This window comes from Streptococcus dentiloxodontae, from assembly GCF_053206925.1.
This window is the reverse complement of the sequence record NZ_JBRUHR010000019.1, coordinates 1-26,498: the sequence shown is the minus strand read 5'-3', so window position 1 is coordinate 26,498 and position 26,498 is coordinate 1. Positions and strand designations below refer to the sequence as shown.

At 41.1% G+C, this 26,498-nt stretch carries 21 protein-coding genes and 1 pseudogene; 1 reads left to right on the top strand and 21 read right to left on the bottom strand.

Annotated elements, in window-relative coordinates:
- Positions 1-159: 159 nt before the first annotated feature.
- Positions 160-1,851, top strand: coding sequence for an arginine--tRNA ligase (argS, locus tag ACVRZ8_RS08835; protein WP_447448960.1), 1,692 nt, complete (start codon positions 160-162; stop codon positions 1,849-1,851).
- 216 nt (positions 1,852-2,067) lie between these two features.
- On the opposite strand, the gene purB is transcribed toward argS, so the two are convergent.
- The 21 genes and pseudogenes from purB to ACVRZ8_RS08730 all read right to left on the bottom strand — a co-directional run bounded on the left by purB (position 2,068) and on the right by ACVRZ8_RS08730 (position 26,241).
- Positions 2,068-3,366 (bottom strand): adenylosuccinate lyase, encoded by a 1,299-nt coding sequence (gene purB, locus ACVRZ8_RS08830; RefSeq protein ID WP_447448958.1) that lies wholly within the window; start codon positions 3,364-3,366, stop codon positions 2,068-2,070.
- Positions 3,367-3,397: 31 nt separating this feature from the next.
- Positions 3,398-4,822 (bottom strand): SEC-C metal-binding domain-containing protein, encoded by a 1,425-nt coding sequence (locus ACVRZ8_RS08825; protein ID WP_447448957.1) that lies wholly within the window; start codon positions 4,820-4,822, stop codon positions 3,398-3,400.
- Positions 4,819-5,910 carry a 5-(carboxyamino)imidazole ribonucleotide synthase gene (purK, locus tag ACVRZ8_RS08820; RefSeq protein ID WP_447448956.1) on the bottom strand — a complete coding sequence of 364 codons (1,092 nt, stop codon included), beginning with the start codon at positions 5,908-5,910 and terminating at the stop codon, positions 4,819-4,821. Before purK ends, ACVRZ8_RS08825 begins: the two co-directional genes overlap by 4 nt.
- Positions 5,897-6,385 carry a 5-(carboxyamino)imidazole ribonucleotide mutase gene (purE, locus tag ACVRZ8_RS08815; protein ID WP_447448954.1) on the bottom strand — a complete coding sequence of 163 codons (489 nt, stop codon included), beginning with the start codon at positions 6,383-6,385 and terminating at the stop codon, positions 5,897-5,899. The genes purK and purE overlap by 14 nt, the downstream gene beginning before the upstream one ends.
- A gap of 186 nt (positions 6,386-6,571) precedes the next feature.
- Positions 6,572-7,837, bottom strand: a complete 1,266-nt coding sequence (gene purD / locus ACVRZ8_RS08810) for a phosphoribosylamine--glycine ligase (protein WP_447448975.1) — start codon at positions 7,835-7,837, stop codon at positions 6,572-6,574.
- Between the two features lie 254 nt (positions 7,838-8,091).
- Positions 8,092-9,684 carry a DNA/RNA helicase domain-containing protein gene (locus ACVRZ8_RS08805; protein ID WP_447448953.1) on the bottom strand — a complete coding sequence of 531 codons (1,593 nt, stop codon included), beginning with the start codon at positions 9,682-9,684 and terminating at the stop codon, positions 8,092-8,094.
- Between the two features lie 112 nt (positions 9,685-9,796).
- Positions 9,797-10,837: a YecA family protein gene (locus ACVRZ8_RS08800; RefSeq protein WP_447448952.1), complete on the bottom strand. Its 1,041-nt coding sequence runs from the start codon at positions 10,835-10,837 to the stop codon at positions 9,797-9,799.
- Positions 10,838-11,010: 173 nt separating this feature from the next.
- Positions 11,011-11,448: pseudogene (locus ACVRZ8_RS08795) on the bottom strand (Abi family protein); the annotation flags it as partial.
- Positions 11,449-11,487: 39 nt separating this feature from the next.
- Positions 11,488-12,123 (bottom strand): hypothetical protein, encoded by a 636-nt coding sequence (locus ACVRZ8_RS08790; RefSeq protein ID WP_447448951.1) that lies wholly within the window; start codon positions 12,121-12,123, stop codon positions 11,488-11,490.
- A gap of 203 nt (positions 12,124-12,326) precedes the next feature.
- Positions 12,327-12,509, bottom strand: a complete 183-nt coding sequence (locus ACVRZ8_RS08785; protein ID WP_447448950.1) for a hypothetical protein — start codon at positions 12,507-12,509, stop codon at positions 12,327-12,329.
- Positions 12,510-12,700: 191 nt separating this feature from the next.
- On the bottom strand, positions 12,701-14,251 hold the full coding sequence (gene purH, locus ACVRZ8_RS08780; protein ID WP_447448949.1) for a bifunctional phosphoribosylaminoimidazolecarboxamide formyltransferase/IMP cyclohydrolase: 1,551 nt from the start codon (positions 14,249-14,251) through the stop codon (positions 12,701-12,703).
- 210 nt (positions 14,252-14,461) lie between these two features.
- Positions 14,462-14,968, bottom strand: coding sequence for a hypothetical protein (locus ACVRZ8_RS08775; RefSeq protein WP_447448948.1), 507 nt, complete (start codon positions 14,966-14,968; stop codon positions 14,462-14,464).
- 16 nt (positions 14,969-14,984) lie between these two features.
- The gene (gene purN, locus ACVRZ8_RS08770; protein ID WP_447448947.1) at positions 14,985-15,539 is read right to left on the bottom strand and encodes a phosphoribosylglycinamide formyltransferase; all 555 of its coding nucleotides are present in this window, start codon (positions 15,537-15,539) and stop codon (positions 14,985-14,987) included.
- Positions 15,539-16,561 carry a phosphoribosylformylglycinamidine cyclo-ligase gene (gene purM, locus ACVRZ8_RS08765; protein ID WP_447448946.1) on the bottom strand — a complete coding sequence of 341 codons (1,023 nt, stop codon included), beginning with the start codon at positions 16,559-16,561 and terminating at the stop codon, positions 15,539-15,541. The genes purN and purM overlap by 1 nt, the downstream gene beginning before the upstream one ends.
- A 57-nt stretch (positions 16,562-16,618) precedes the next feature.
- Entirely contained in the window at positions 16,619-18,058 is a 1,440-nt protein-coding gene (gene purF, locus ACVRZ8_RS08760; protein WP_447448945.1) for an amidophosphoribosyltransferase, read from the bottom strand.
- Positions 18,059-18,192: 134 nt separating this feature from the next.
- Entirely contained in the window at positions 18,193-21,918 is a 3,726-nt protein-coding gene (locus ACVRZ8_RS08755; RefSeq protein ID WP_447448944.1) for a phosphoribosylformylglycinamidine synthase, read from the bottom strand.
- A gap of 171 nt (positions 21,919-22,089) precedes the next feature.
- Positions 22,090-22,797, bottom strand: coding sequence for a phosphoribosylaminoimidazolesuccinocarboxamide synthase (purC, locus tag ACVRZ8_RS08750; protein ID WP_447448974.1), 708 nt, complete (start codon positions 22,795-22,797; stop codon positions 22,090-22,092).
- A 170-nt stretch (positions 22,798-22,967) separates the two neighbouring features.
- A complete protein-coding gene (locus ACVRZ8_RS08745; RefSeq protein WP_447448943.1) occupies positions 22,968-23,213 on the bottom strand; it encodes a phosphopantetheine-binding protein in 246 nt (81 codons plus the stop codon).
- Positions 23,214-24,209, bottom strand: a complete 996-nt coding sequence (plsX, locus tag ACVRZ8_RS08740) for a phosphate acyltransferase PlsX (protein ID WP_447448942.1) — start codon at positions 24,207-24,209, stop codon at positions 23,214-23,216.
- Between the two features lie 99 nt (positions 24,210-24,308).
- Positions 24,309-25,079, bottom strand: coding sequence for a DNA repair protein RecO (recO, locus tag ACVRZ8_RS08735; protein ID WP_447448941.1), 771 nt, complete (start codon positions 25,077-25,079; stop codon positions 24,309-24,311).
- A complete protein-coding gene (locus tag ACVRZ8_RS08730) occupies positions 25,066-26,241 on the bottom strand; it encodes a pyridoxal phosphate-dependent aminotransferase (protein WP_447448940.1) in 1,176 nt (391 codons plus the stop codon). The genes recO and ACVRZ8_RS08730 overlap by 14 nt, the downstream gene beginning before the upstream one ends.
- Positions 26,242-26,498 lie beyond the last annotated feature (257 nt).

The following is a 26,498-nucleotide window of genomic DNA, read 5'->3' as shown; positions in this document are numbered from 1 at the left end:
CTTTAATATTGTATAAATAATGTATATTATAACAAAATTTCTGTATTTTTTCAGGGATTCTTCACCAGTCAAACAGAAAGAAAACGCCAATAAGTCCTACCCTATTAGTCAAAATAATGGTAAAATAATGAGGACTGACTAGTTTTGAATGGAGTAACTATGAATACAAAAACATTAATTGCTGCTGAAATTGCAAACATTGTTCCTGAATTGGATCAAGACACTATTTTCAGCCTCTTAGAAACCCCTAAAAATTCCGACATGGGAGATCTTGCTTTTCCTGCCTTTTCTCTTGCAAAGGTGCTGCGAAAAGCTCCACAGGCAATCGCTGCCGACCTTGCCGATAAGATTGATACTTCTAAATTTGAGAAAGTAGAAGCTGTAGGACCTTACATCAACTTTTTCTTTGATAAAGCCAAAATTTCCAGTCAGGTTCTCAGCCAAGTCATTCGTAAAGGCGCTCACTATGGCGATCAGAACATTGGACAAGGCCGTAAGATTGCTTTTGACATGTCCTCACCTAACATTGCCAAACCATTTTCTATTGGCCATCTGCGCTCAACCGTTATTGCAGACAGTCTAGCTTATATTGTAGAAAAGCAGGGCTACAAGCCTGTTCGTATTAACCACCTTGGTGATTGGGGCAAACAATTCGGCCTGCTGATTGTCGCTTATAAAAAATGGGGCAGTCAAGCAGCAGTTGAAGCCAATCCTATTTCGGAACTGCTGCAGCTTTATGTCCGCATTAACGCAGAAGCCGAAAAAGATCCCACTCTTGATGAAGAGGCACGCGAATGGTTCCGCAAACTAGAAGCAAACGATCCCGAGGCTACCCAACTCTGGCAATGGTTCCGTGACGAAAGTCTGGTTGAATTTAACCGCCTTTACGATGAGCTTGATGTTTCTTTTGACAGCTATAATGGCGAAGCTTTTTACAATGATAAGATGGACGAAGTGGTAAAACTTCTTGAAGAAAAAGGACTTCTGCAGGAATCTCAAGGTGCCCAAGTTGTCAATCTTGAAAAATATGGGATTGAGCACCCAGCCCTCATCAAAAAATCCGACGGAGCAACCCTTTACATTACCCGTGATTTAGCTGCAGCTCTTTATCGCAAGCGCACTTACGACTTTGCCAAAGCTGTTTATGTCGTAGGAAATGAGCAGAGCTCTCATTTTAAACAGTTAAAAGCGGTGCTGAAGGAAATGGGATACGACTGGTCAGATGACATGATGCACGTTGCTTTTGGCCTTGTTACAAAAGGCGGTAAAAAATTATCAACCCGCAAAGGAAACGTTATTCTTCTGGAGCCAACAATCGCAGAAGCAATCAGCCGTGCTCAGGCTCAAATTGAAGCCAAAAATCCTGACCTCCCTAACAAAGAAGCTGTCGCTCACGCTGTCGGAGTCGGTGCCATCAAGTTCTACGACCTTAAAACGGATCGCATGAACGGCTATGACTTTGACCTTGAAGCCATGGTATCCTTTGAAGGTGAAACGGGACCCTATGTCCAATATGCTCACGCTCGCACCCAATCCATTCTGCGCAAAGCTGATTTCACACCATCCGCTGATAAAACATACAGTCTCACGGATCCAGAAAGCTGGGAGATTATCAAGCTTATTCAGGATTTCCCACGTATCATCAATCGTGCAGCCGATAACTATGAACCATCAATCGTAGCTAAATTCGCTATCAATCTAGCGCAAAGCTTTAACAAGTACTATGCACACACACGCATTCTTGATGACAGTCCAGAACGTGACAGCCGCTTAGCGCTCAGCTATGCAACAGCCACAGTGTTAAAAGAAGCCCTTCGCCTTCTCGGTGTAGAAGCGCCTGATGAAATGTAATCTAAAAACAAGCCCTTTATATTAGCTTATCAGCTCAGTATAGAGGGCTTTTCATATGCGGCAAAAAAATACCCAACTTATACAAGCCAGGCATTTCTTAGGAGATTTATGAAAAAGAAAAGTTATTTAGGATTGTTTTTAGTATAGCCTTTCTTCCTTAAGACAATCTAAAAATTCTCTTATACAAATCTTAAATTAAAAATAATTTTTGTTTTTTTAGTCACCCAGACCAATCCGCTCAAAAATCTCGTCTACACGCTTAGTGTAGTAAACCGGGTTGAAGATTTCGTCGATTTCTTCTTGGCTCAGGCGGGAAGTGACTTCTGGGTCTGCTTCCAGCAGCGGTTTGAAGTCCACTTGGTTGTCCCAAGACTGCGCTGTCTTAGGCTGCACAAGGTCGTAAGCCTGCTCGCGGGTCATGCCTTTTTCAATCAAGGTCAGCATAGCACGCTGGCTAAAGATCAGACCGAAGGTAGAGCCCATGTTGCGCTTCATGTTTTCTGGGAAGACCGTCAGGTTCTTGACGATATTGCCAAAACGGTTGAGCATGTAGTCAATGAGAATGGTCGTATCAGGCGTGATAATGCGCTCCGCCGATGAGTGCGAAATATCGCGCTCGTGCCAGAGGGACACATCCTCATAGGCCGTCACCATGTGACCGCGAATGACACGCGCGAGGCCCGTCATGTTTTCAGAACCGATAGGGTTGCGTTTGTGGGGCATAGCAGAGCTGCCCTTTTGACCCTTGGCAAAAAACTCTTCCACCTCACGCTGTTCAGACTTTTGCAGACCGCGGATTTCCGTCGCCATGCGCTCAATTGATGTGGCAATGCTGGCTAGCGCAGCAAAATATTCGGCGTGCAGGTCACGTGGTAAAACTTGAGTTGAAATTTCCTGAGCTCGGATGCCTAATTTGTCACAGACATATTTTTCCACAAATGGCGGAATATTGGCAAAGTTCCCAACGGCACCAGAGATTTTCCCAGCTTCCACACCAGCGGCAGCATGTTCAAAACGCTCGATATTACGCTTCATTTCGCTGTACCAAGTCGCAAGCTTGAGACCAAAAGTTGTTGGCTCCGCATGGACCCCGTGCGTGCGTCCCATCATGATGGTGAACTTGTGTTCCTTAGCCTTATCAGCGATGATAGCCAGGAAATTGTCCAAATCCTTGCGGATAATGGCATTAGCCTGTTTGTAAAGGTAGCCGTAGGCCGTATCTACCACATCTGTTGAGGTCAAGCCAAAATGCACCCACTTGCGCTCCTCACCCAGCGTCTCAGAAACCGCACGGGTAAAGGCCACCACATCGTGGCGGGTTTGCTGCTCAATCTCCAAAATGCGGTCAATATCAAAATCCGCCTTCTCGCGAATCTTGGCCACATCTTCCTTAGGAATCTCACCCAACTCAGCCCAAGCCTCGTCAGCCAAAATTTCCACTTCCAACCAAGCACGGTACTTGTTTTCCTCACTCCAAATGGACGCCATCTCAGGGCGTGAATAACGTTTTAGCATTGTTTGTCTCCTTTTACATTAAAAAGCTTTACTATTTTCTTGTTCTTCTTTTTTTCTTTATTCTATTTTTTAATTTCTTTTCCCGCTTGCTCCCTACCTCGTTACTCGACATTACTTTAGAAATTTCTTCATTCTTTGTCCAGTAAATTGTTGGTGTAAATCCATCTGTGATTAATTTCAATTTACGAAAAGTGTATACTATTTCTAGTATATAAAAAATTAAAGAAAAATTAATTATACATAACTTAGCGAAATCTACAATAGAGTATTTTTCAACTCTAACCCTACCACCATATTCATCCTTAAAAATAATTTCTTGATTATCAATATCCACCTGAGAGCTATAATGTTGTATTGCATTCCTAATTTTATTATTAAGGCTACTCACTGGTTTACTAAACTGTTCTGAAATATTTAAATAAGATTGTTTTGGATTATGTTGGCTAATTTTCTGAAACTTAGTGGTAATTTTTTCAAGATCGTCTCTATATTTTTTCCCATTATAGCATTCATTGTAACTATTTCTCTCAAAAATATTATTAAGTGCTATAACCAGATTAATATTATCAAGAATCCACTCATAACTTGAAGCATAAAACTCATTTAATTCTTTATAGTTGGCTGCGGAAATGCCAGCTTCGTCCTGATTTAAATTTTCATAATTTCCAACATTCATCAATGTAACTACAGGAATTAGAATTTGATAAATTTTGGCAAAAGCTGTGATTTTATCAAAAGCGGTCCTCTCAATCATATCAAAATTACATGCAATATAATTGCTGTATTTGAGCAATTCTTTTCTGTGTTGCTCTGATTTATAAATACAATTGCTTAATTCTGTATATTCCGATAAAGAGTGTTCTCCAAGAATAAAATTAATACCAGAGGTAGTCAAAAATAACTGATGTAACACCATGGTGGCATCTGAAATATTCTTCACATCCGTTATTGGCGTCAGTCCTCTGTAATCACTTAATAACCTGTTTAATTCTGGATAAAGATATCTATCTTGTTGATTCCAATATAAATTATATAAACGTTTAAAATTATCTAGTTTTTTATCCCTTATAAAGTCTGCAAATATGCTTGTATTCTGAAATTTTTTTATATCAGTTAAGTCATCTTTTTTACTCATACGAGCCATTTGAGCCATAAATGGCGCTAATCCATCAAACGGACTTTCTCTTAAATGTAATTTTCGAGTTGGGAATTCCGCAGAAATTTCTAAACACCATATAGGAAACTCCGTTAATTTATCATAGTTAGGAACATCTTTATCAAGAATTTGTGCATTTGTTAAAGTTATGTCAAATGGTTTAAATTCAACTCTACCAGTAATTTCTGTTTTACACTCTGGACAATTTAAAGCAAAATCAACAGGAAAATTCCCCATCTGAATTCTTAAGTTAATACACCTCTTACATGTAGAACATAAAATAAATTCATTATAAGTCATAAATCCATCCCTTCTCCAAACTCCTCCACACTATCCGCGTCTTCTGCGAACACCGTCACGTGTCCCATTTTGCGGTTGTGTTTGGCTTCTGCTTTGCCATAGAGGTGGAGGTGAGCGCTAGGATTTTCTGCAACGTAGTGCTCAGCTTTTTCGACATGCTGTCCAAGGACATTGAGCATGACAGCTGGGGCGTGGAGGTGAATTTTGGGAAGGGGTGCGCCGAGCACGCCTAGGATATGGGTATCAAATTGTGAGAAGTCGCAAGCTTCGATGGAGTAGTGGCCTGAGTTGTGGGGGCGTGGTGCGATTTCGTTGACGATGATGTCGTCGGCTGTCGCAAACATTTCCACGCAGAGGGTGCCTGAGAGATGGAGCTTTTTGGCAATTTGCACCGCCATGCTCTTGGCTTTCTCAGCCAGTTGGTCTGAGATGCGGGCTGGGACAATGGTTTTTGAGAGGATATTGTTGCGGTGGATATTTTCCTGAACAGGGAAAACCGTCACGTCCTTGCCATTGCCTGACACGATGACCGAGATTTCAAGATCAAAGTCCACAAATTCTTCCAAGACACACTCAGCCGAGTTTGCTAATTGGTTCGCGGCAGCTAAATCGTCGCTGGTTTTGATGACGACTTGACCGTGACCATCGTAACCGCCTGTGGCCGTTTTCAAGACGTAAGTCTTGTCCAAGTCCAAATCCTCCAAGTCCAAGCTAGAAGTCACTACCTTATAAGGAGCGACCGTCACGCCAGCCTTGTTGGCGAGGAAGTCTTTTTCAAAAATACGGTTTTGCGAAATGCGCAGCAGGTCAGTCCCCTGCGGCAGCTGACCGTCCTTGATGACCGCGTCCAGTCCGTCGGCATCGACATTCTCAAACTCATAGGTCAGCACGTCGCAGCGCGCAGCCAATTGACGCAAAGCATCCACGTCGTCGTAAGGCGCCACAATCATGTCAGACACGCGCGAAGCGGGACAGTCCGCCGTCGGATCCAGCGTCACCACCTTGTGACCCATGTAAACCGCAGCAATTGCCATCATCTGACCCAGCTGGCCGCCGCCGATAATACCAATGGTCTTAGTTGAGCTCATCCGTTGACGCCTCCGCGATTTTTCCTTGTTCCTCTGCGAAATCTGCTAGCGCTGCTGCCACGTCCTGGTCTTCAATCGAGAGAATGCGCAGGGCAGTCAGGGCAGCGTTGGTAGCTCCCGCCTCCCCAATGGCCATGGTTGCCACAGGTACGCCGCCCGGCATTTGTACAATAGAGTAAAGGGAGTCAAGCCCTGATAGGGCGCGTGATTTGACAGGTACACCGATAACGGGCAGCGTTGTTTTGGCTGCTACCATACCCGGCAAGTGCGCTGCACCACCAGCACCGGCAATAATAACCTTGATGCCGCGTGCGCGTGCTTCTTGAGCATGTTTGAACATGAGGTCTGGTGTGCGGTGGGCAGAGACAACTTTTTTCTCATAAGCCACGCCGAACTTGTCTAAAACCTCGGCAGTTTTTTGCATGGTTGCCCAGTCGGATTTGGAGCCCATGATGATAGAAATAATTGGTTTCATTTTAATGTCCTTTTCTTTCGATAATGGGCTTAAGTAGTGAGGTCGGGAGCAAACCTGCGGTTTCATCCCTAAACGTTGAGCCTAAGGTCTCAACGTTTCCCGCGACCGTAACTTTCAGTTACGGTCTTTTCACTACGGCGCCCATTATCCTTTTTAGCGACCTGCGGTCGCTTGTTGCTGTCGCTGTTAGTCTTTTATGGCCTTACTGCCGATATCATGTCGGTAAAAGAGGCCTGTGGTGTTTTGTTTGTCAAGCTGGGCATAGATTTTATCCTGCGCTGCTTTGACGCTGTCGGCTGTGGTGACTAGCATGTAGACACGGCCGCCGTTGGACAGCAGCGCTTTGCTATTGCCATCAAACTTAGTGCCAGCATAGTAGGTGATGATGTCACCGTCGGTCTTTTCCGGCAGAGTCACACCTTTTTCGTAGGCGAGCGGGTAGCCATCTGAAGCGACCACCACGCCAAGGGTCACACCCGCATCCGTCCAAGTGATATCAGGCTCCTTGCCCTCCAAGATATCCGTGATGTTCTGCGCAAAATCAGAAGTCAGGCGCGGCAGGATAATCTGCGTCTCAGGATCGCCAAAGCGCGAGTTGAACTCGATAACCTTAGGACCGTCCTTGGTCAGGATAAGCCCCGCGTAAAGCACGCCCAGATAAGGACGACCTTCCTTAATCATGCCTTCAAGGACTGGCTTGATAATAGAGTCAACCGACTTGTCAACCACACTTTGCGGTAAGTGAGGCACCGGCGCATAAGCCCCCATACCGCCTGTGTTTGGACCCTTGTCACCGTCATAGGCACGCTTGTGATCCTGCGCTGCAGGCATCACGTAGAACTTGTCGCCGTTGACAAAGGCAAAGAGGGAGAACTCCTCACCGTCCAAAAATTCCTCGATAACCACACGCGCACCGGAATCGCCGAACTTATTGTCCAGCAGCATCTCATGCGCCGCTTCGACCGCCTGCTCCACGGTTTCTGCCACGACCACGCCTTTGCCCAGCGCCAAGCCGTCCGCCTTGACCACGATAGGAGCGCCCTGCTTTTCGATATAGGCTTTAGCTTCCTCGAAGTCGGAAAATGTGCCATAGGCTGCTGTTGGAACGCCGTATTTAACCATGATTTCCTTAGCAAAATCTTTAGACCACTCCAGCTCCGCTGCTAACTTAGTCGGACCAAAAGCTTTGAGCCCAGCCTGATTAAAATCATCAACGATACCAGCCGCCAAAGCATCATCAGGACCAATGAAAGACCAAGCAATATCATTTTCTTTGGCAAAATCAATGAGCTTAGAATGTTCGGAAATTCCGATATCAACCAAATCCAACCCATCAAGCGTCATGCCATCATTTCCAGGAGCCACAAAGACCTGCTCCACCTGCGGAGACGCCAATAACTTCTTAGCAATCGCATGCTCACGACCGCCAGAACCAACAACCAAAAGTTTCATAAACAAGATACCAAGAACGAACAGAAAGCGACAGAATTTTAGGGAATCAACGCAGTGTGCGGGCACACAAGATGATTCCTCTAAATTCCGAGCTTTCCGCTCGGCTTCAATTCCTTTCATTTCACGAATTATATAGGAATATTATAACATATTTGTTCGGGAGTTTGAAATGGAGAGGTAAAGAAAAACACCACAAATGTGGTGCGGGGGAGGAGAAAATGATATGAATTGTTCATTACAGTTTTTTATTTATACTAAAACTCTTCAAGTAATCCAGTAATTTTTTTATACAAAGGAAAATTTTCTATAATTACTAACTGAAGTTTTGTTCTTGTCCTCGTGATATTTTGGTAGAACATTTTATCAATTCTATAATATGACCTACTCGTATTCAATACCTCAAATCGCTTACCATTTTGTACAAATTGACTATACTGAAAATTATCATCCATTGGAATTAGAACTTTATCAAATTCTTGCCCAATCACTTGATGAGAATTATAACCTTCATCAATCATCTTATCAATTTGATCACTCTCTCTTTTATAATTGGGATTAGACTTAGTATAAGTTAAAACCTGCCAATCACCTTTGCTAGAAATATATTTAATGTATTGGTCTGCATCTACTCTATGTGCAAAATATTTAACCTGTATATTTTTGTTTTTATTAGCTAATTTAGTTGTGTTATCAATAGGTATTTTATTCAACAACTTGATGAAACTACTCATCTCTTTATTGCTACGAATCTTATCTTTTAGACTAAATGTTTTACCAATTTGTGATTTCTTGATTGCTTCAAAGAATTTATTTGCTAATTTTTCATCTTCTTTAGGTCCTAGTATTTGCTTAGCATCCATAGATATTAAAAATTTCACTGATAAATTTAAAGAATTTATTGTAGTAATAAGTCTTTCCATTTGCTCCCTTCTTAATCGCTGTGCCTCATCTAAAATAATAAAATCATAATCATTGGAATTATCTAGTATATCTTGAAAAAATTTTATAGATTTAATATTAAAATTGTGTTTGTTCAACTCTAATTGACCATCATTTAAATTGCCACCATGCAGAATAACAATTTTTTTATTGTTGGTAATAAATCGTTTCGCCAAATGATATATTAAAAGAGTTTTTCCAGTTCCTGGGTTACCTTTAATAGCATAGATTCTATGGTTCTCTGACTCAATTTCTTTCACTATTTCTTCTTGGTGTCCAGTTAAAAAATACTCTGATTCTAAAAATTTGTCTACATTGTTAAATGGTGAAACTAAGTAATTCGACACAGCAAATAATTTGTTAATTTCTTCTCTATTTAATTCCCTAACTACTTGCTCAGATATGATTTTCCAAAATTTTTTAAAATCTATTGGTTTAAATTCTTTATTCTCCGAATCATATTCAATATAACTTTCAATTGTAGGAGAAAAACTAAAATATCTTGTTGGTACTTCTAAAAATTTTAAATAATGTTCATTTTTTTGCAACTGCTTTTCTTGTTCATCTATTGTAGTATTACTTTTTAATTCAATACTTATATTATAGTTAGAACCTATTCTGATTAAATCAAACTCTTTTGCTATTTGTGGTATCTCATACCCAAAATTAAAATTATCACTAAAGTATGAGATCTCATTGTCTGAAATACCTTTATTTTTAAGTAAATTAATAAATTGACAGAAAACTACCAATTCAGATGCGTGCTTAAATGGATAGCCTACTGATTTGTAATATTTTATATATTCTTTTTCATTCCGTTTTATTGCTTTATCTAAGCTCAAATCATCATCTGCTATGCTTTGATATGCCGATCCTTCAATATCGTTTTCTAATGTTAAAAAATCCATTACCTATTCGCCTCATTTTCTCTTATCTGCATTAGTATACCAAAAAATTCTAAGAGATGCTAAACTCCTAGGAAGCTTGTAAAAATTATAAATTTAACAACAGATTTGTTGACTATAGCTCAAATAAATTTACTCCAATGTCTTCTCTTGGATCACTTCCACCGATTAATACCTCTAAAAAAGGGTCAAGTTGTTGTAAAAAGATCTCTTTCTGTTTCTTAGAAAGAGAATCCCATGATTCAGGATTTATTGCTATATTTTCTCCAGAACGCAGTAGTTCATTAGATATAAAATTTTGTCTGTCATTATTATTTAGTTTATCTAGAAAAGAACCATAAGACTTAAACAACAATTCATCCTTCTTCAACCATGATATTATGGCATAGGTTTTCCCTCCCTGTGGAAAGACTGTTAAAAAAACATGGCTTAATGGTTCATTAACATTCTCTGCATTTTGAATTCTTTTTCCCTCAAAATCTGTTTTCGGAGAATAAAAACAACTTCCTGCAAATTTTACTTCGTTTTCAAACTCCCACACTCTATTGATAAGGGAATCAAAGCATTTATTTTGGATTGATTTATCAAATTCTTTTTTATCCAATAAAAAATCTTTAATTGCCAATTCAAAACCTAATTGACCATCATGATTATCAGTAGTCTTTTGAGCTATTATCCTCAAAAAGTTATTAGCTTCTAATTTTCTATGATACTCATAGGCAAATGTTCTATAAGTATACAAAAATATTTGTTCTTCCGTTTTAGTAAATTCTCTATCTTCAATTGGTTGAAAGAGAATCTTATCATGTTTTTTGCAAAATCCAGTAAAGACGCTAGCAACTTTTCTACCATACCTATCTATTGTTATAAATGGCAAACTATCTTTCGATAATGGCATATAAACTTCACCATTAGTAGAAATTTTCTTTAATATTTGATTATTTTGGATTGAATGTGCTTTTATAATTTTTTCATCACATTCTTCTACATTAGGGTGTAAGCACTGTTTGATATACGCCTCATTCCGTGACTCCCTTACTAACTTGTGTGTTTTCTCAAAAAATAATTCCTGAGATGTTTTCTTTAAACAACATTTTTTATATTTTCTTCCACTTCCACACGGACACTTATCATTTCTTCCAATTTTATTTCCCATACATGCTCCTAATTATAATTTTTTTATTGTAACTATTTCTTTCTTATATTTTGAGGAAATCAGTTTTAAAAATAATTTAACTTTTCTATATATATATCTATTATAACTAATAATTAAGTTTATTTCTTGACAACAACCAAAAAAGCAAGCCTCCCAGCTCACTTCTTGTCTCTTTATTTTCTCAAAACAACTTCCCAATCACTGGTAAAACCTAAGTGATGTAGGTGAATACTAGACTGGTATTTGGTAAATAAGGCTTTTAAACGTGGAATAAAATGGTTATTCCATTTGTCGTCATTAATATATAATTGTTTAAGCGCGTATAATTGTGCCATGAGGCGATTTTTAATTTTGGTATTTTCAGTCATAAAAGGCGGAAGTTGACCAGGAATTTTTGTAAAACTTCTGTAATACAATCTGCCATAATGTGCACAATAATTTCTGAGGACAACTGCAACTTCAAGGTAGGTACGAACTTGAGCTGTCTTTATGTTTAAGTCTTTTGCAATAAGACTTTGAACGCCATTTGGACTATCGGCATAAAACTTAGAAGTCATACCAAATGAGAAAAATTCAACCAAAACCCAGAGAGGAAATTCCCCATTATACTTGATTGGCGGCTATTCTCTATATATGATATGGAAGTTGGTTTAAAATTCTTTCCAATCTAACTGAGACAAATCAATTTCGGTTCTTCCTCTCATAAAAGATGGAGTATTATCTGGTCCCACCTTAAAAGGTTCCTCTTGGACGATGTCATAACCAGAGTTGTCTGCTCTCAATTGGTATAAGTAAGCAGTGCCTTCGCCTGTGCCTGACAACCATTGAACGAAATAAACTGTTCCATCGGTGTAGATACCGGTCGATTCACGATCGCCTCCGGCCGAAGCTACATAGGAACGTGATAAATAAGTTGATACACCATTTTGAAGGTAGTAAATGGCTAGAAGAAATGGTTGACCTTCACTTGTCTTATAACCCGTTAATAATTCTCTTGTTCCGTTTTTGTCAATATCATAAAAAGCATACATAGTTGCATGACCATCTGTCGTATCAGCAGCCACCTTGTCCAAAGTCGTCGCATAGAGATCTTCATCTGAGGGTTGACTAACCTCTGATGATTGTGTTGTTTCTGATGATGCTTCCGTTGAAGAAACAGCTGTGCTTGATGATGTTGTCTGACTGTGACTAGAAACCGACTTTTTAGCAGAACTATCCTGATGACAAGCCGATAAAAGCAAAACAGACGACAAAACAAGGATAACCCTCATTACTTTCTTCCTCATAAGAACTCCTTTTCATATTGTAAAGCTATTATATCATTTTTACAGCAGCTGATACAATAAGCCTCTTCATCTGAGTTGTTTCAAGTATTAACACCAATCCTTTGTTAAATCATAACGATTAATCAATATTCACAGTGATTTAGGCAGGGCTTAAGGAAACTTGCGGGAAATTTAACGTTTCTTGGCAGAATCATTCCAATTTTTCAACCGCTTAGACTGGTAGCCATTTTGCCGTCTCGTTTTTCAAAAATAGGGCCAAAGGACTTTTTCCAAACCTTACGATAGCCATAGATAGAGGCATCTATAGTAGCCTTAAAACGGAGTTGCACTCTGCCATTGCCTAAATCAGTAACCTGTGCAGACAGGAGCTTGTAGTCAAAGATCAAACGCCAAGCAACGCTTGGATTCCTTTTGAACAGGCAACAGCTATTTCATGCTCTTTAATTTAGCATAAGGGTAATCAAAAATCTGCTCTCAAGGATTTGGATTTTGCGGCGACTGTCAAGGACTGTTATACCAAAGAGTATTAAAGTAAAAAAAGCTAGGTTTTCCCAGCCTTTTTGCCTGTTTCAAGATTTTAATGCCTAAAATGTCTCACGCCTGTAAAGACCATAGCAATGCCGTGTTTGTCCGCAGCATCGATAGACTCTTGGTCACGGACGGAGCCGCCCGGCTGGATAATAGCCTTGATTCCTGCGGCTGCAATTTCTTCAATGTTATCCGCAAATGGGAAGAAAGCATCAGACGCAAGAACAGCGCCATCAAGACGATCCTTAGCTTGGTCAATAGCGATGCGAACAGAAGCCACACGGTTGGTTTGACCCGGACCGACACCAAGGGTCATGTGGTCATTGGTCACGATGATCCCATTGGATTTGACATACTTAATAGCCTTCCAAGCAAACTCAAGGGCTGTCTCTTCAGTTTCCGTTGGCTGGCGTTTGGTGACAACCTTCCAGTCAGCTGGGTTTTCCTTGATTACATCTTGATTTTGCACAAGGAGACCGCCGACAACACCAGTATATTCCTTTTCAGCCTCGCTGGCTTCTTGGGCAGCAAAAGGCAACTCAAGGATACGCAAATTCTTCTTCTTGGTTGTGAGAATGGCTAGCGCTTCGTCTGTATAAGATGGTGCAATAATGATTTCAAGGAAGATGGCATGCATCTTCTTAGCTGTCGCTGCATCAACTTGACGGTTGAGAACAACAATGCCACCGAAGATCGAAACGGAATCAGCTTCATAAGCGTAGTCCCAAGCAGTCTCAATATCGTCAGCCTGACCGATACCGCATGGGTTCATGTGTTTGAGCGCCACAACGGTTGGGCGGTCTTTGAAGTCACGGATGATACGGATAGCCGCATCAGCGTCGCGGATATTGTTGAAGGACAACTCTTTACCGTTGAGCTGTTTAGCAGATGCAATAGAGTAGTCTGTTGGCAGAGCTTTTTGGTAGAAATCCGCATCCTGCTGTGGATTTTCACCGTAGCGCATGGGCTGTTTGAGATCATAAGTAATGGTCAGCTTTTCAGGCTTGGTTTCACCGACTTGGGCTGTGAAGTATTCGGCAATTAAGGCATCATAGGCTGCGGTATGACGGTAAACCTTAGCTGCCAAACGCTGACGCGTTTCAAAAGTTGTTTCGCCAGCATCAGCCAATTCTTCCAAAACAAGAGCATAATCAGTTGGATCAACCACAACTGTCACACTGGCATGATTCTTCGCTGCTGAGCGCAGCATGGAAGGTCCGCCAATATCAATGTTTTCAACCGCATCCGCATAGGTTACATCTGGTTTGAGGATGGTTTCCTTGAATGGGTAGAGGTTAACCACAACCAAATCAATCGGTGTGATGTCATGCTCTTTCATGGCCTTGACATGACTGTCAAGGTCACGGCGAGCCAAAAGACCGCCGTGAATCTTTGGGTGAAGGGTCTTAACACGGCCGTCCATCATTTCAGGAAAGCCGGTCACATCGTCAATAGCAATAGTTGCAACTCCTGCATTATCAAGAGCAACCTTGGTTCCGCCGGTTGAGACGATTTCCCAACCAAGCTTTGTCAATTTTTGGGCAAATTCCACAATGCCCGCTTTGTCTGAGACGCTGATAAGTGCGCGTTTAGTTGTCATCAATTTTCCCTTTCTTCTTTTAAGAGTTTTCCTTTGATACTTTCCTAAAGCAGCACGGACAGCAGCGACTTCCTTTGGAATTCCATGCTTAAAAATTGAGCCTAAAGTCTCAATTTTCCCGAGACTGGTGACAGATGTCTGTCACCAGTCTTTTTGCTGCGTCGGAAAGTATCGGTTTAGCGACCTATGGTCGCTGGGTTGAGCTAATAGCTATCTATTTAATTTTGGAATATCTTTCCCTCTGACATTTACACCTAGCATAGTTACTCCTATCGCTAATGCTCCAAGAACAACATAACCACCATATTTTATAATTTTCTCTAAGAACTCTTTGTTTTCTGTATCCTTTGCAGCAATTTTATCTGCTATAGCAATCATTTGCTCTGTAATATACTTTCTCTCATCAATAGAAGTCTCATCTTTTTGAAGAAGTACTGACAATTCATCAAGGACTTTTCTATAAGCCTTAATAGCCTCTGTTTGACTATTATCATTTCTTTCTAAAGCCTTTTCACATAATACATTCAATTGTTTAACTATATTTTGTGAATAATCTGCATAAGATGGAAATTGCTCCACAATTTTTATCGCTAGATCTTTATCCATATTCGGAATCAAAGATATAAACTCCATCACTTTATCTTTAGATAAGTTTCTAAAATTTTCAATATTTAAAGCATTTTTGACTTCTTCAACTGATACGAGGACTTTCCCCATAATAAACTCCTATTAATTATTTTGGTTTTACTCCCAAGCTATCCAGCACCTGTGGATAGAGCTGGTATTCGGTTTCGTGGATGCGAGTTTCAAAGCTTTCGATGGTGTCATCTGGCAGGCGCGGCACGCGCGCTTGCTTGATGACCTTGCCTGTGTCAACGCCGCTGTCCACCCAGTGAATTGTGACACCGGATTGGTTGACACCAGCATTCCAAGCATCCTCAATGCCATGGGCACCAGGGAATTCCGGCAGATAGGCGGGGTGAATATTGATCATGCGACCTTCGTAGGCAGCCAGCAAAGTCGGTCCGACAATTTTCATATAGCCAGCTAGGCAAATAAGGTCAATCTGGTGCTCTTCCAGCAAGTCAACAATAGCCTGTTCGTAAGCCGCCTTATTGTCAAATTCTTTGAGTTCAAAGCTGTAACTTTTGACACCGAGATTTTTAGCGCGCTCTAGCACATAGGCATCGCGGTGATCAGAGAAAACAAATGCAACTGGGAATTGCTCTGCAATCACCTGAAAGTTTGTGCCAGACCCACTGGCAAATACAGCAATCTTTTTAGCCATTACTTAATCACCACACTAGCGTCTGCTTTTTTCACGATTCGACCAAGCTCATAAACAGGCTCATCAAGGATTTCCTTGACACGGTCAACCTTGTCTGGACTGACAGCCAGCATGAGACCGATACCCATGTTGAAAATCTCAAACATTTCTTCGTGTTTCAGCTCACCGTATTTTTCAAGAGCCTTGAAGATTGGTAAAACTGGAACTTTGGCTTCTTCGATTTCGGCAGCTAAATCGTCCGCAAACATCCGTGGAACATTTTCGATAAAGCCGCCGCCTGTGATGTGGGCAATACCATTGACTAATTCTTCCTTAATCAATGGCAGAGCTGCTTTGACATAGATACGAGTAGGTTCAAGCAGAACGTCTTTTAGTTTTTTGCCTTCCAACTCTGGTAGTTCTTCTTCACCAGTATAATCGGCAAAGACACGGCGGACAAGCGAGTAGCCGTTTGAGTGAATACCGCTGGAAGCAAGCCCTAGAAGCACATCGCCTTCCTTGACCTTTGAGCCATCAATGATTTGCGATTTTTCAGCCACACCAACCGCAAAACCAGCCAGGTCGTAGTCGTCTTCGCCATACATACCAGGCATTTCAGCCGTTTCACCACCGATCAGACCAGCGCCTGATTGCACACAGCCTTCAGCCACACCAGCAACCACCTGCTCCAATTTAGCCGGTTCGTTTTTCCCAGTTGCGATATAGTCAAGGAAGTAAAGGGGCTCAGCGCCCGCAGCGATGATGTCATTAACACACATAGCCACACAGTCCTGACCGATAGTATCGTGCTTGTCGTACTTGATAGCCAGCATGAGCTTGGTTCCGACACCGTCAGTCCCTGAAATCAAGACAGGCTCTTTAACATCCAATTGAGATAAGTCAAACATGCCACCGAAGCCGCCAAGAGCTCCCATGACACCAAGACGCTCTGTACGCGCCACGTGTTTTTTGATACGTTCAACAACCTCGTATCCAGCCTCAACGTCAACACCAGACTGAGCGTAAGCATTTTTTTCTGTCATTTCTTTTTCCTCATTTTTCTTTTGAAAATAGCAGAGCTGTTATTTAGGTTAACCCCATCAATAAAAACTTGTCTTCTCATCCAAACTCTTCTGATAATCTTCCTCATAATCATAGAGCGGTGTAGGGTATTTTCCATCAAAATAGGCCACACAGAGACCACCATTTGGTGCATCCGTATCAAGACCAATCGAATCAATCAAACCATCAACGGACAGATAAGTCAGGCTGTCTGCACCTATAATTTCGCGCGTTTCTTCCACAGTGTGGTTAGCCGCAATCAACTCCTTACGCGTTTGAATATCAATGCCGTAGAAACAAGGGTAGGCAAGAGCTGGGCTGCCGATTGCTACGTGAACTTCCGTTGCGCCAGCTTCCTTCAAAAGCTGAACGATACGACGTGATGTTGTCCCGCGCACAATCGAGTCGTCAATCATGACCACACGCTTGCCTTTGACAACACCAGACACGGCAGATAGTTTCATGCGAACACCCTGCTCACGCAGTTCCTGAGTTGGTTGGATAAAGGTGCGCTGAGTGTATTGGTTTTTGATGAGTCCCATTTCGTTTGGTAGACCCGATTCTTCAGCAAAGCCCATAGCTGCGCTGAGAGATGAATTGGGAACGCCGACCACGATATCTGCTTCATGCTTAAATTCGCGCGCCAGCTGTGCTCCCATACGTTTACGAGCAGTGTGGACATTAACCCCGTGAATATTTGAGTCAGGGCGGGCAAAGTAGATGTATTCCATGGAACAGATTGCCAGTTGTGTGTCCGTTGTGTAAGTATCATAGGTAATTCCTGAGTCATCAATGACAACCACTTCACCCGGCTTGACATCACGAACCCACTCAGCACCGACCACTTCAAAAGCACAGGTTTCAGATGAAACCACAATGGCACCATTTGCCATTTTGCCGATTGATAGGGGACGAAAACCGTTGGGATCCAGCGCTGCAATTAGCTTATCTTCCATCATGAGAAGGTAGGCAAAGCCGCCTTTAACGGTGTTAAGAGCTTCCTTGACCTTGCCCATAAAGCTTGGATTGTGACTGCGGCGAATGAGATGTGCCAAAATTTCAGAGTCAGATGTTGAATTGAAAATAGCTCCGTTTTTTTCCATCTCCTGTTTTAACGATTCTGCATTCGTTAAATTTCCATTATGAGCCAATCCAAACTCCATATCATGGAACTTAAAATGGAAGGGCTGAATATTATCAACAGAAGCCTCACCAGCTGTCGCATAGCGCACATGGCCAATAGCGGCACTTCCTGTCAATTTGTCCAAATCAGCTGGATTTTTGAAAACTTCGGATAGAAGTCCCATGTTCCGATGGCGTTTGAGGAAACCACTGTCGTTTGAGAGGATGCCCGCTCCTTCTTGACCACGGTGTTGCAGGCTATGTAGGCCAAAATAGGTCAACTTAGCTGCATCTGGGTGTCCCCAAATACCGAAGACACCACATTCTTCATTAAGAGATTTTACTTCGTATGTCATTTTTACCTCAATACAAAAGCCGTTAAGCACACCGGCAAAATAGGAAAGCGGTAGAAAATCCTGATTTTCTAGACGCTTTATCTTTTTGATACAGTGCTTAGGCCGTGTTCAGTACAGCACATGATTTACTGTGATTATTTTCCAGTAAAATATTTCACTGCACTTTCAAATAATTTTTGGTCTTTGTTTCCTGGGATGTTTTGGAAGAGACCATTTTCATAACGTTCTGAGTGTCCCATTTTACCGATGATTTGACCGTTCTTACTTGTAATCCCTTCAATAGCATTGACAGAACCATTTGGATTGTATTTAGAATCCATAGAAGGCTTGCCATCAAAGTCTACGTATTGGCTCCAGATTTGACCATTGTCACGGAGTTCCACAAATTCTTCAGCCGTCACAACAAATTTACCTTCTCCGTGTGAGACAGGAATAGCGTGAACATCACCGACTTCAACACCTGCTAGCCAAGGCGAATTGGTGTTAGCGATCCGTGTTTCAACCATTTTCGCCACGTGTTGATTGGCATCATTATAGAAGAGGGTTGGGCTTGTTTCAGTCGCGTCTTCAAAGTTACCGTATGGAAGAAGACCAGATTTGACAAGGGCTTGGAAACCATTACAGATACCGATGATAAGACCGCCTTTTGCGATAAAGCTGTCAATAGCAGAGCGGACTTTTTTATTGAGTAAGATATTGACGATGAATTTAGCCGAACCATCTGGCTCATCTGCTGCTGAGAAGCCGCCAACAAAGAAGATAATATTAGCTTTAGCAATGTTGTCAACCATGGTGTCAACAGAAGACTCAATCGCTGCTTCATTAAGCGTTACAAATGGCACTAAGTTGACTTTAGCTCCAGCTTGTTCAAAGGCTTTAGCGGAATCATACTCTGAATTGGAACCAGGGAAAACAGGGATGTAAACAAGTGGTTGTTCAATCCTTTCTTTGGCTTGAATGACTGCATTTGAAGCAACAGCTGGTACGTCTTGCAATTCCTTACTTTGTTCAAATTCAGTCGGATAAACTTCGTCCAACTTACCTTCAAAGGCTGCAAGTAAGTTAGCACCAGATAAGTTGACACCATTGACAGTTACTGTAAAGTCTGCCACAGTCTGACCAATTTTAACTGCGTCAGCAATAGCTTCATCAGATGTAAAGATGAAACCACCAAGCTGTGCTGTCAAGCTATTGTCAAGTTCAGCTATTTCCACATCCGCACCAATACGATTACCAAAGCTCATCAATGCCAAGCTTTCTGCGACACCGCCATATTTAACAGCTGAAGCTGCTGTCACCTTGTGTTCAGCTTGAATAGCTGCAAACTTAGCAAAGTTAGCTTTAATCAAGTCAAAATCAATGGTTTCAGAAATGGCCTGTCCTGGAATATAGTAAATATTTTGACCAGCGGCTTTGAATTCAGGTGAAAGAATCTTTCGGCTGTCAGCTGTTGTGACACCAAAGGCAACTAAGGTTGGTGGTACCGTCAATTCTTCAAAGGTACCAGACATAGAGTCCTTACCACCGATTGATGGCAAGCCCAGCTGAATTTGTGCTTCAATAGATCCAAGAAGGGCTGAAACAGGTTGACCAAAGCGGTCAGCTTGTTTGTCCATACGCTCAAAGTATTCTTGGTAGGAGAAGCGAGCACGAGACCAGTTAGCACCCGTTGCCACCAAGCGAGCTGTCGCTTCAATAACAGCATAGGCTGCACCGTGGTAAGGTGACCATTCAGCGATATATGGGTTGAAACCTTGTGCCATAACAGAAGCTGTTGTCGTTACACCGTCTTGAACTGGCAATTTTTGAACAGAGCTTTCTGTCGGTGTGATTTGGTAACGACCGCCAATTGGGTGGTTGATGGTTGAACGGCCAACTGAACTATCAAAAATCGTTTGAAGTCCTTTTTGGCTGGCGTGGTTGAGGTCAGACAAGACCTTGATTGTGTCTGCTTCAAGTGTCGCAGCTGATGTTGTACGCACCTCTGGCAAGTCGACTGCCTTGTCAACCACTTTTGCATCAACTACCACACGCACACCGTTTGTATCAAGGAAACGACGCTCCAGATCAACAATTATTTCACCATTCCAAGTCATGACAAGGTTTGGTTTCTCAGTGACCGTTGCAACCACAACGGCATCAATATTTTCTTTGTTACACTCTGCAATAAAAGTATCCACGTCTTTAGGACGAACCACAACAGACATACGTTCTTGCGATTCAGAAATAGCAATTTCAGTACCGTTGAGGCCTTGGTATTTGAGCGGCACTTTGTCTAGGTCAATTTCAAGACCGTCTGCCAATTCACCGATAGCTACACAGACACCGCCTGCACCGAAGTCATTTGATTTCTTGATAAGACGAGTGACATTACCATCACGGAAGAGACGTTGAATCTTCCGTTCTTCAATAGCATTCCCCTTTTGAACCTCAGCACCAGCTGTTTCAACAGATTCAACTGTTTGAACTTTAGAAGAGCCCGTCGCTCCGCCAACACCATCACGACCAGTTTTACCACCAAGCAAGATGACCACATCACCAGCTTCTGGTTTTTCACGGACAACATTTTCCTTAGGAGCTGCACCAACAACCGCACCAAGCTCCATACGCTTGGCAACAAAGCCTGGGTGGAAATACTCTTTGACGTAGGTAGTGGCTAGACCAATTTGATTCCCATACGAAGAATAGCCGTGCGCCGCAGTTTTAGAGATGACTTGTTGCGGTAATTTGCCAGCACGCGTTTCTGCGATTGGTGTCGTAATATCACCTGCACCAGAGATACGCATGGCTTGGTAAACATAAGAACGTCCTGACAAGGGGTCACGAATAGCCCCACCGATACAAGTAGCCGCCCCACCAAATGGTTCGATTTCAGTTGGATGATTGTGGGTTTCATTCTTGAACATGAGGAGCCATGGTTCTTTAACACCATCAACATCCACTTCAATTTCAACCGAGCAGGCATTGATTTCATCAGACACTTCCATGTCGTCCAAACGACCATTTGCACGTTCATAGCGGCCAAAGATGGTCGCCATATCCATCAGGGTCTGCGGCTTTTCAGAACGCCCCAATTCATCACGCATAGCAATATACTTATCATAAGTCGCCTGCAATTGCTTCTGGAACTTAGAGGCTGAAAAGTCAATGTTTTTCAATTCTGTCTCAAAAGTCGTGTGACGGCAGTGATCAGACCAGTAAGTATCCAAGACCTTCAGTTCCGTTTCTGTCGGCACGCGCCCGATTGACTTGAAATAATCTTGAATGAAAACAAGGTCGTCAACTTCCATGGCCAAACCTTGCTCTGCCTTGTAAGCTGCAAAATCTTCAGCTGTGTAAGTTTCAAAGAAATCCAGGTTAGGAATCATCTTATCAGAATTTGAAAATTCCTGCGGACGAATAGGCACTGTAATATCTTTAAAACGCGAATCCACTGGATTGAGCAAATAGTTCTTCACCGCATCAAGTTCAGCCTGATCAATATCTTTATTGACCAAATAGAGCTGAGCCGTATTGACTGTGATATTGCTATCACTGCCAAGCAATAGCAAAGCTTCCTGAGAACTTGCAGCCCGCTGGTCAAACTGCCCGAGCAAAGCTTCAATGGCAAAGAAAGCATAGTTAGCAAGATCAGCCTGTACAGCTGTTTCATCCAAAATCGTATCTGTCACCTGCTCAGAGAAAATATGCTTTTCCGCACGCGCAAACAAGTCTTCAGCCAAATTGAAAACATCATAAACCTGCACAATACGCAAGTTTTTCAAAGATGTCAACTGCAAATTATGCGTCAATTCTCTGACCAGCGACTCTGACTTAATGCCAAAGTTGGCCTTTTTCTCAACAAAAATACGTTTATCCATACAAGATACCAAGTCCGACAAGGAAGCGACCGAAAAATAGGAGACCGTTTGAAACTTTGATTTCAGTAAAGGTTATCTCCAATTTTCTATTTTCAGTTGGAGCCTCAAAGAGCCTATCCCAAGACTCTTTGAGTTTCCGAGCTTCCCAGACGGTTCATTTCCTTCCTCGCCTTATTTCAATTCTTGCAACTTTTCCCAAACAACTTCATAAACATCTGTCAAACTACCAAGATCGCGGCGAAAGACATCCTTGTCCATGTGATGACCTTCAGCATCCCAAAGGCGGCAGTTATCAGGAGAAAATTCATCTGCCAAGATGATCTTGCCATCCTTGTCAAAACCAAACTCCAGTTTGAAGTCAATCAGATTGAGACCGATTTGAGCAAACCAATCTTTTAAAAGTTCGTTGATACGGCGTGTCTCTTCTTTCAGATAGGCAATCTGTTCATCATTTGCAATTTTCAAGAACTTGACATGCTCATCATTGATGAACGGATCGTCCAAATCATCATTTTTGTAGTAAAATTCTACGATTGGTTTTTCTAGCTTGATACCTTCTTCAACAGCAAAACGTTTTGAAAATGAACCAGCAGTCACATTACGCAAGACTACCTCAAGCGGAATAATATTAACCTTTTTATTGAGCTGCTCAGTATCTGATAGTTGTTCAATAAAATGAGTGTTAATACCTGCTGCATTCAATTTTGCAAAAATAAGAGACGAAATCTGATTATTCAGCACACCTTTACCCTTAATTGTCTCCTTACGAGCTCCATTAAGCATGGTGGCCTGGTCTTTATAGACCGACTTAATCACATTTTCGTCTTCTGTACTATAGATGTCCTTAGCTTTTCCTGTGTAAATTAATTCACCTGACATATTTGTTCGCCTTTCGTCCTTAATCATCATTATTATATCATATCGTATTTTAGAAACCAAGTTTTACCAAACTATCTTTTAACAAAAAATAAAAATCGTTCGTGAAAAACGAACAATAAGTCATACTTTGCTTTTTTCAAAATAAAAAGCCTTGTAAAGGCTTGTAAAAACTAGGCATTAATGCCAGCATATAAATAGTCTACCAAATCAGATACATGAGTCATATCGTCAATGGTCTCATCAGAAATTTCCATTTCAAAATCATCTTCCAAATTAATAATAAATTCCATTAGCTCAATAGAATCTATTCCAAGATCAACCAAGGCAGTTTCAGACGTTAAGGTAATGTCTTCTCTTCCCATCTGATCACGAATAATTTGTCTCATACGATTCAAAATATCTTCTTTTGTAATCATCTATTTCTCCTTGCTAAAAGCTTCAACCAACTGATTAACAACCTGAGTATCCAGCATCGTTCTGACTTGTTTAATCGTGTGATAAACTGCTGAGGCATCACTTGAACCATGGCATTTGACAACAGGAGCCTTGAGGCCAAATAGCACAGCCCCGCCTGCTGACGAATAATCCAGCGATCCTCTAAGGCCATATAGGCTATCTTTAAGAAGAAAAGCTCCTAATTTAGCTTTGAAGCCTCCTGTTTTAATGGCAGATTTGAGTTGACTTAAAATTCCCAAGGCTGTTCCTTCAATGGCTTTTAGCACCGCATTCCCAGTAAAACCATCAGAAACAACAACATCAGCCACGCCATTCATCAAATCACGCGCTTCAATATTTCCGATAAAATTAATGGTAGTATCAGCTGACAACAATTCATAGGCTTCTTTGTGCAATGAATCACCTTTTGTATTCTCCGTTCCATTATTAAGAAGACCTACTCGAGGATTAGCAATGCCACGAACTTCCTTGGCATAAAAAGATCCTAAAATAGCATACTGATGAAGGTGAGAAGCTGAATTTTCAGCATTGGCTCCCAAATCCAACATATCATATCCTTTACCATTATGAGTTGGTAAGGTAGACATAAGCCCTGGACGATCAACACCCTTAATGCGACCGACAACAAAAAGACCTGCGGCCAATAAAGCACCTGTATTTCCTGCAGAAATAACTGCTGCTGCCTGTTTGTCCTTAACTGCTTGAGCACCTAAAACCATTGAAGCTTTCTTCTTTCGTCGGATAGCTTTTGCAGGTTCGTCATCTGAATTGATTTTTTCATCAGTGTGAATAATAGAAACACGCTCAGCTGCTGTAAGATATTTTTTGATTTGTGCTTCATCCCCATAGAGTTGAATTTTAATATCTGAAAAATCAGCTATAGCTTTATTAACTCCCTCAACGATTGCCTGAGGCGCATTATCCCCGCCCATTGCATCAACAGCAATTACATGCATATTTGAACTCCCTCTATCACAGCTTTTTAATAGCAAAGCTTCTAAGATTTTTAACTCTAATCATTATAGCATGAAACTAAATTCATTATAAGCCTAAAATCAGTCTTCTAGGTCTTTTTTCATAACATCGCCCCATTTGTCCAAATCATCAATAAATTTCTTACTTCTGAGATGAATACCAACATAATTGTCATAAAGTTCATCAATGAAACGCCGTAATTTTTTCTTCATATCACTTCCAACTGAAATGCTCCGCAATTCTTCAAAAGAAAGCCCCTGAAAACGATCCAACAGATAAAGTACATTGGGATCCAAGTGACTGCGATTTTCATCCTCATAATAATGCTGTGGACAAAGCAAACCAGAATGCTTATAGGAAAAATCAAAAGGAAGACCTATCCGATGACAGCGGCTGCACTCATGAAAATTTAACCGAACACCAAATCGATCCAAAATTTGTATCTCAAAAATATTTGCTAAAACTTCATAATCAAGCCCCTCTTCCATCAGCTCCAATGTTTTAGTCAAAAAAACAAAAAGCTGAGCATCTGTCGTATTATCTGCTAGAGCTGCATCTGCTAATGCAAGCAGGTAGGAAGCATAGGACAATTTGAAAATATCAGCATTAATTTTTTGAAAAGTCTCAGCAAAGCTGTAATCTTCAATAAATGACAACCCTTCATCATTAATCGTCATCATAAAATTAGCCATTGTTAAAGGTTGAATAGCTAAAGTCAGTCTAGAATGGCTGCCACCACGCACAAAGAACATACGCTTTCCAGCTTGCTCTGTAAAAATTTTAACCAACTTATCATTTTCTCGATAATTCCGATTAAAAATGACGATTCCTTTGCTATCAAGCTTTCTCATGTTCTTCCATAAACTCTTTAAGACGAGTCATAGCTGTGCAAATCGTGTCCATGCTGGCTGCATAAGATAAGCGGACGTAACCTTCACCATATTTACCAAAAGCAACTCCAGGAATAATAGCAATAGCCTTTTCGCGAGCGAAATCTTGACAAAATTTGAAAGAATCCTGATTATGATTGTTTGGAATTTTAGCAAAAATATAAAAAGCTCCATCTGGCTTGATAATCTTAAAGCCTAGTTCAGTCATTTTATCAATAATGTAATCTCGCCGCTCAAGATACTCTTTTTTCATCGGCTCTGCATCATTTTTACCAGCAGACAAAGCCTCAATAGCTGCAAATTGTACCATTGTTGCAGCTGCTGTTACCAAATATTGATGGCTTTTTATGAGCTGTGCTGTAAAAATAGCCGGCGCGAAAATCAAACCAAGCCGCCATCCTGTCATGGCATGAGATTTAGATAAACCATTAATCAGAATAGTTTGTTCTGGCAAATATTCTGCTATAGAAACATGCTGTCCAGAATAAGACAGCTCAGAATAAACTTCATCACTCACAACAAAAATATCATACTTCTTAAGAACATCAGCTAAATCAGCAATCTGTTGGCGTGAATAGGTTACACCAGTAGGATTAGTCGGATAGTTAAGCAATACTGCTTTTAGCTTATCTCCTTGTTCAATAATAGCTTTTTCAAGAGCTTCTGGTGTCAAAACAAAATCATTTGCTGTCGTGTCAATCTCAACGATTTCAGCCCCAACCAGATTAGCAATAGGTTCATAACCAGGATAAGCCGGTGCTGGAAGCAACACAACATCCCCCGGCTCTAAAATCGCTGTCAAAGTCGCTGAGAGGGCTTCTGTTGCTCCGATAGTTACCAAAATTTCATTGTCAGGATTATACGATACATGATATTTCTCACGAACAAAATCAGATGCGGCCTGACGCAGCTCTATTAAGCCGCTCATTCCAGTATAGTGAGACTGATTGGCATCAATCGCTGCTTTAGCGGCTTCCTTAATATGATCAGGAGTTGGAAAATCTGGCTCTCCCAATGTTAATTTCTTAATACCAGGCACATCAGAAATTGATTGATCAAACTGACGAATCATTGACACTTCGATTTTGTCCAAATTTTTATTAAAACGTTTTGTTAAATCCATAGTATTACCTCTTCTGTCCTTCATTATACCAAAGTCAGTTACTTTTGAACATAGCAGAGCTTAAAAAGCTTTTTGATAACAGATAAACTTTACTTGATAAGCTGCTTTTTATTATGGTGATATGTAAAAAAGGCTCTATAATATCTGTAGTGGGTAAATCTCATTCAGATATTATAGGGCTTTTTGAGGGTATGAAAAAAGTCCCATATGACTTATAATGAAAAGCGACAAAACCATCATTAGAAAGATTCATATGG

What these genes read in the sequence shown, in the direction of transcription:
- ACVRZ8_RS08805 (WP_447448953.1), bottom strand. Translation starts at nt 9,684, where the DNA reads ATGGATTTTTTAACATTAGAAAACGATATTGAAGGATCGGCATATCAA.
- ACVRZ8_RS08790 (WP_447448951.1), bottom strand. Translation starts at nt 12,123, where the DNA reads ATGAGGAAGAAAGTAATGAGGGTTATCCTTGTTTTGTCGTCTGTTTTG.
- ACVRZ8_RS08825 (WP_447448957.1), bottom strand. Translation starts at nt 4,822, where the DNA reads ATGACTTATAATGAATTTATTTTATGTTCTACATGTAAGAGGTGTATT.
- purK (WP_447448956.1), bottom strand. Translation starts at nt 5,910, where the DNA reads ATGAGCTCAACTAAGACCATTGGTATTATCGGCGGCGGCCAGCTGGGT.
- purB (WP_447448958.1), bottom strand. Translation starts at nt 3,366, where the DNA reads ATGCTAAAACGTTATTCACGCCCTGAGATGGCGTCCATTTGGAGTGAG.
- purC (WP_447448974.1), bottom strand. Translation starts at nt 22,797, where the DNA reads ATGTCAGGTGAATTAATTTACACAGGAAAAGCTAAGGACATCTATAGT.
- recO (WP_447448941.1), bottom strand. Translation starts at nt 25,079, where the DNA reads ATGAGAAAGCTTGATAGCAAAGGAATCGTCATTTTTAATCGGAATTAT.
- plsX (WP_447448942.1), bottom strand. Translation starts at nt 24,209, where the DNA reads ATGCATGTAATTGCTGTTGATGCAATGGGCGGGGATAATGCGCCTCAG.
- ACVRZ8_RS08745 (WP_447448943.1), bottom strand. Translation starts at nt 23,213, where the DNA reads ATGATTACAAAAGAAGATATTTTGAATCGTATGAGACAAATTATTCGT.
- purN (WP_447448947.1), bottom strand. Translation starts at nt 15,539, where the DNA reads ATGGCTAAAAAGATTGCTGTATTTGCCAGTGGGTCTGGCACAAACTTT.
- purF (WP_447448945.1), bottom strand. Translation starts at nt 18,058, where the DNA reads ATGACATACGAAGTAAAATCTCTTAATGAAGAATGTGGTGTCTTCGGT.
- purM (WP_447448946.1), bottom strand. Translation starts at nt 16,561, where the DNA reads ATGACAGAAAAAAATGCTTACGCTCAGTCTGGTGTTGACGTTGAGGCT.
- ACVRZ8_RS08755 (WP_447448944.1), bottom strand. Translation starts at nt 21,918, where the DNA reads ATGGATAAACGTATTTTTGTTGAGAAAAAGGCCAACTTTGGCATTAAG.
- purD (WP_447448975.1), bottom strand. Translation starts at nt 7,837, where the DNA reads ATGAAACTTTTGGTTGTTGGTTCTGGCGGTCGTGAGCATGCGATTGCT.
- ACVRZ8_RS08775 (WP_447448948.1), bottom strand. Translation starts at nt 14,968, where the DNA reads ATGGGGAAAGTCCTCGTATCAGTTGAAGAAGTCAAAAATGCTTTAAAT.
- purE (WP_447448954.1), bottom strand. Translation starts at nt 6,385, where the DNA reads ATGAAACCAATTATTTCTATCATCATGGGCTCCAAATCCGACTGGGCA.
- purH (WP_447448949.1), bottom strand. Translation starts at nt 14,251, where the DNA reads ATGACAACTAAACGCGCACTTATCAGCGTCTCAGACAAAGCGGGCATT.
- argS (WP_447448960.1), top strand. Translation starts at nt 160, where the DNA reads ATGAATACAAAAACATTAATTGCTGCTGAAATTGCAAACATTGTTCCT.
- ACVRZ8_RS08730 (WP_447448940.1), bottom strand. Translation starts at nt 26,241, where the DNA reads ATGGATTTAACAAAACGTTTTAATAAAAATTTGGACAAAATCGAAGTG.
- ACVRZ8_RS08800 (WP_447448952.1), bottom strand. Translation starts at nt 10,837, where the DNA reads ATGGGAAATAAAATTGGAAGAAATGATAAGTGTCCGTGTGGAAGTGGA.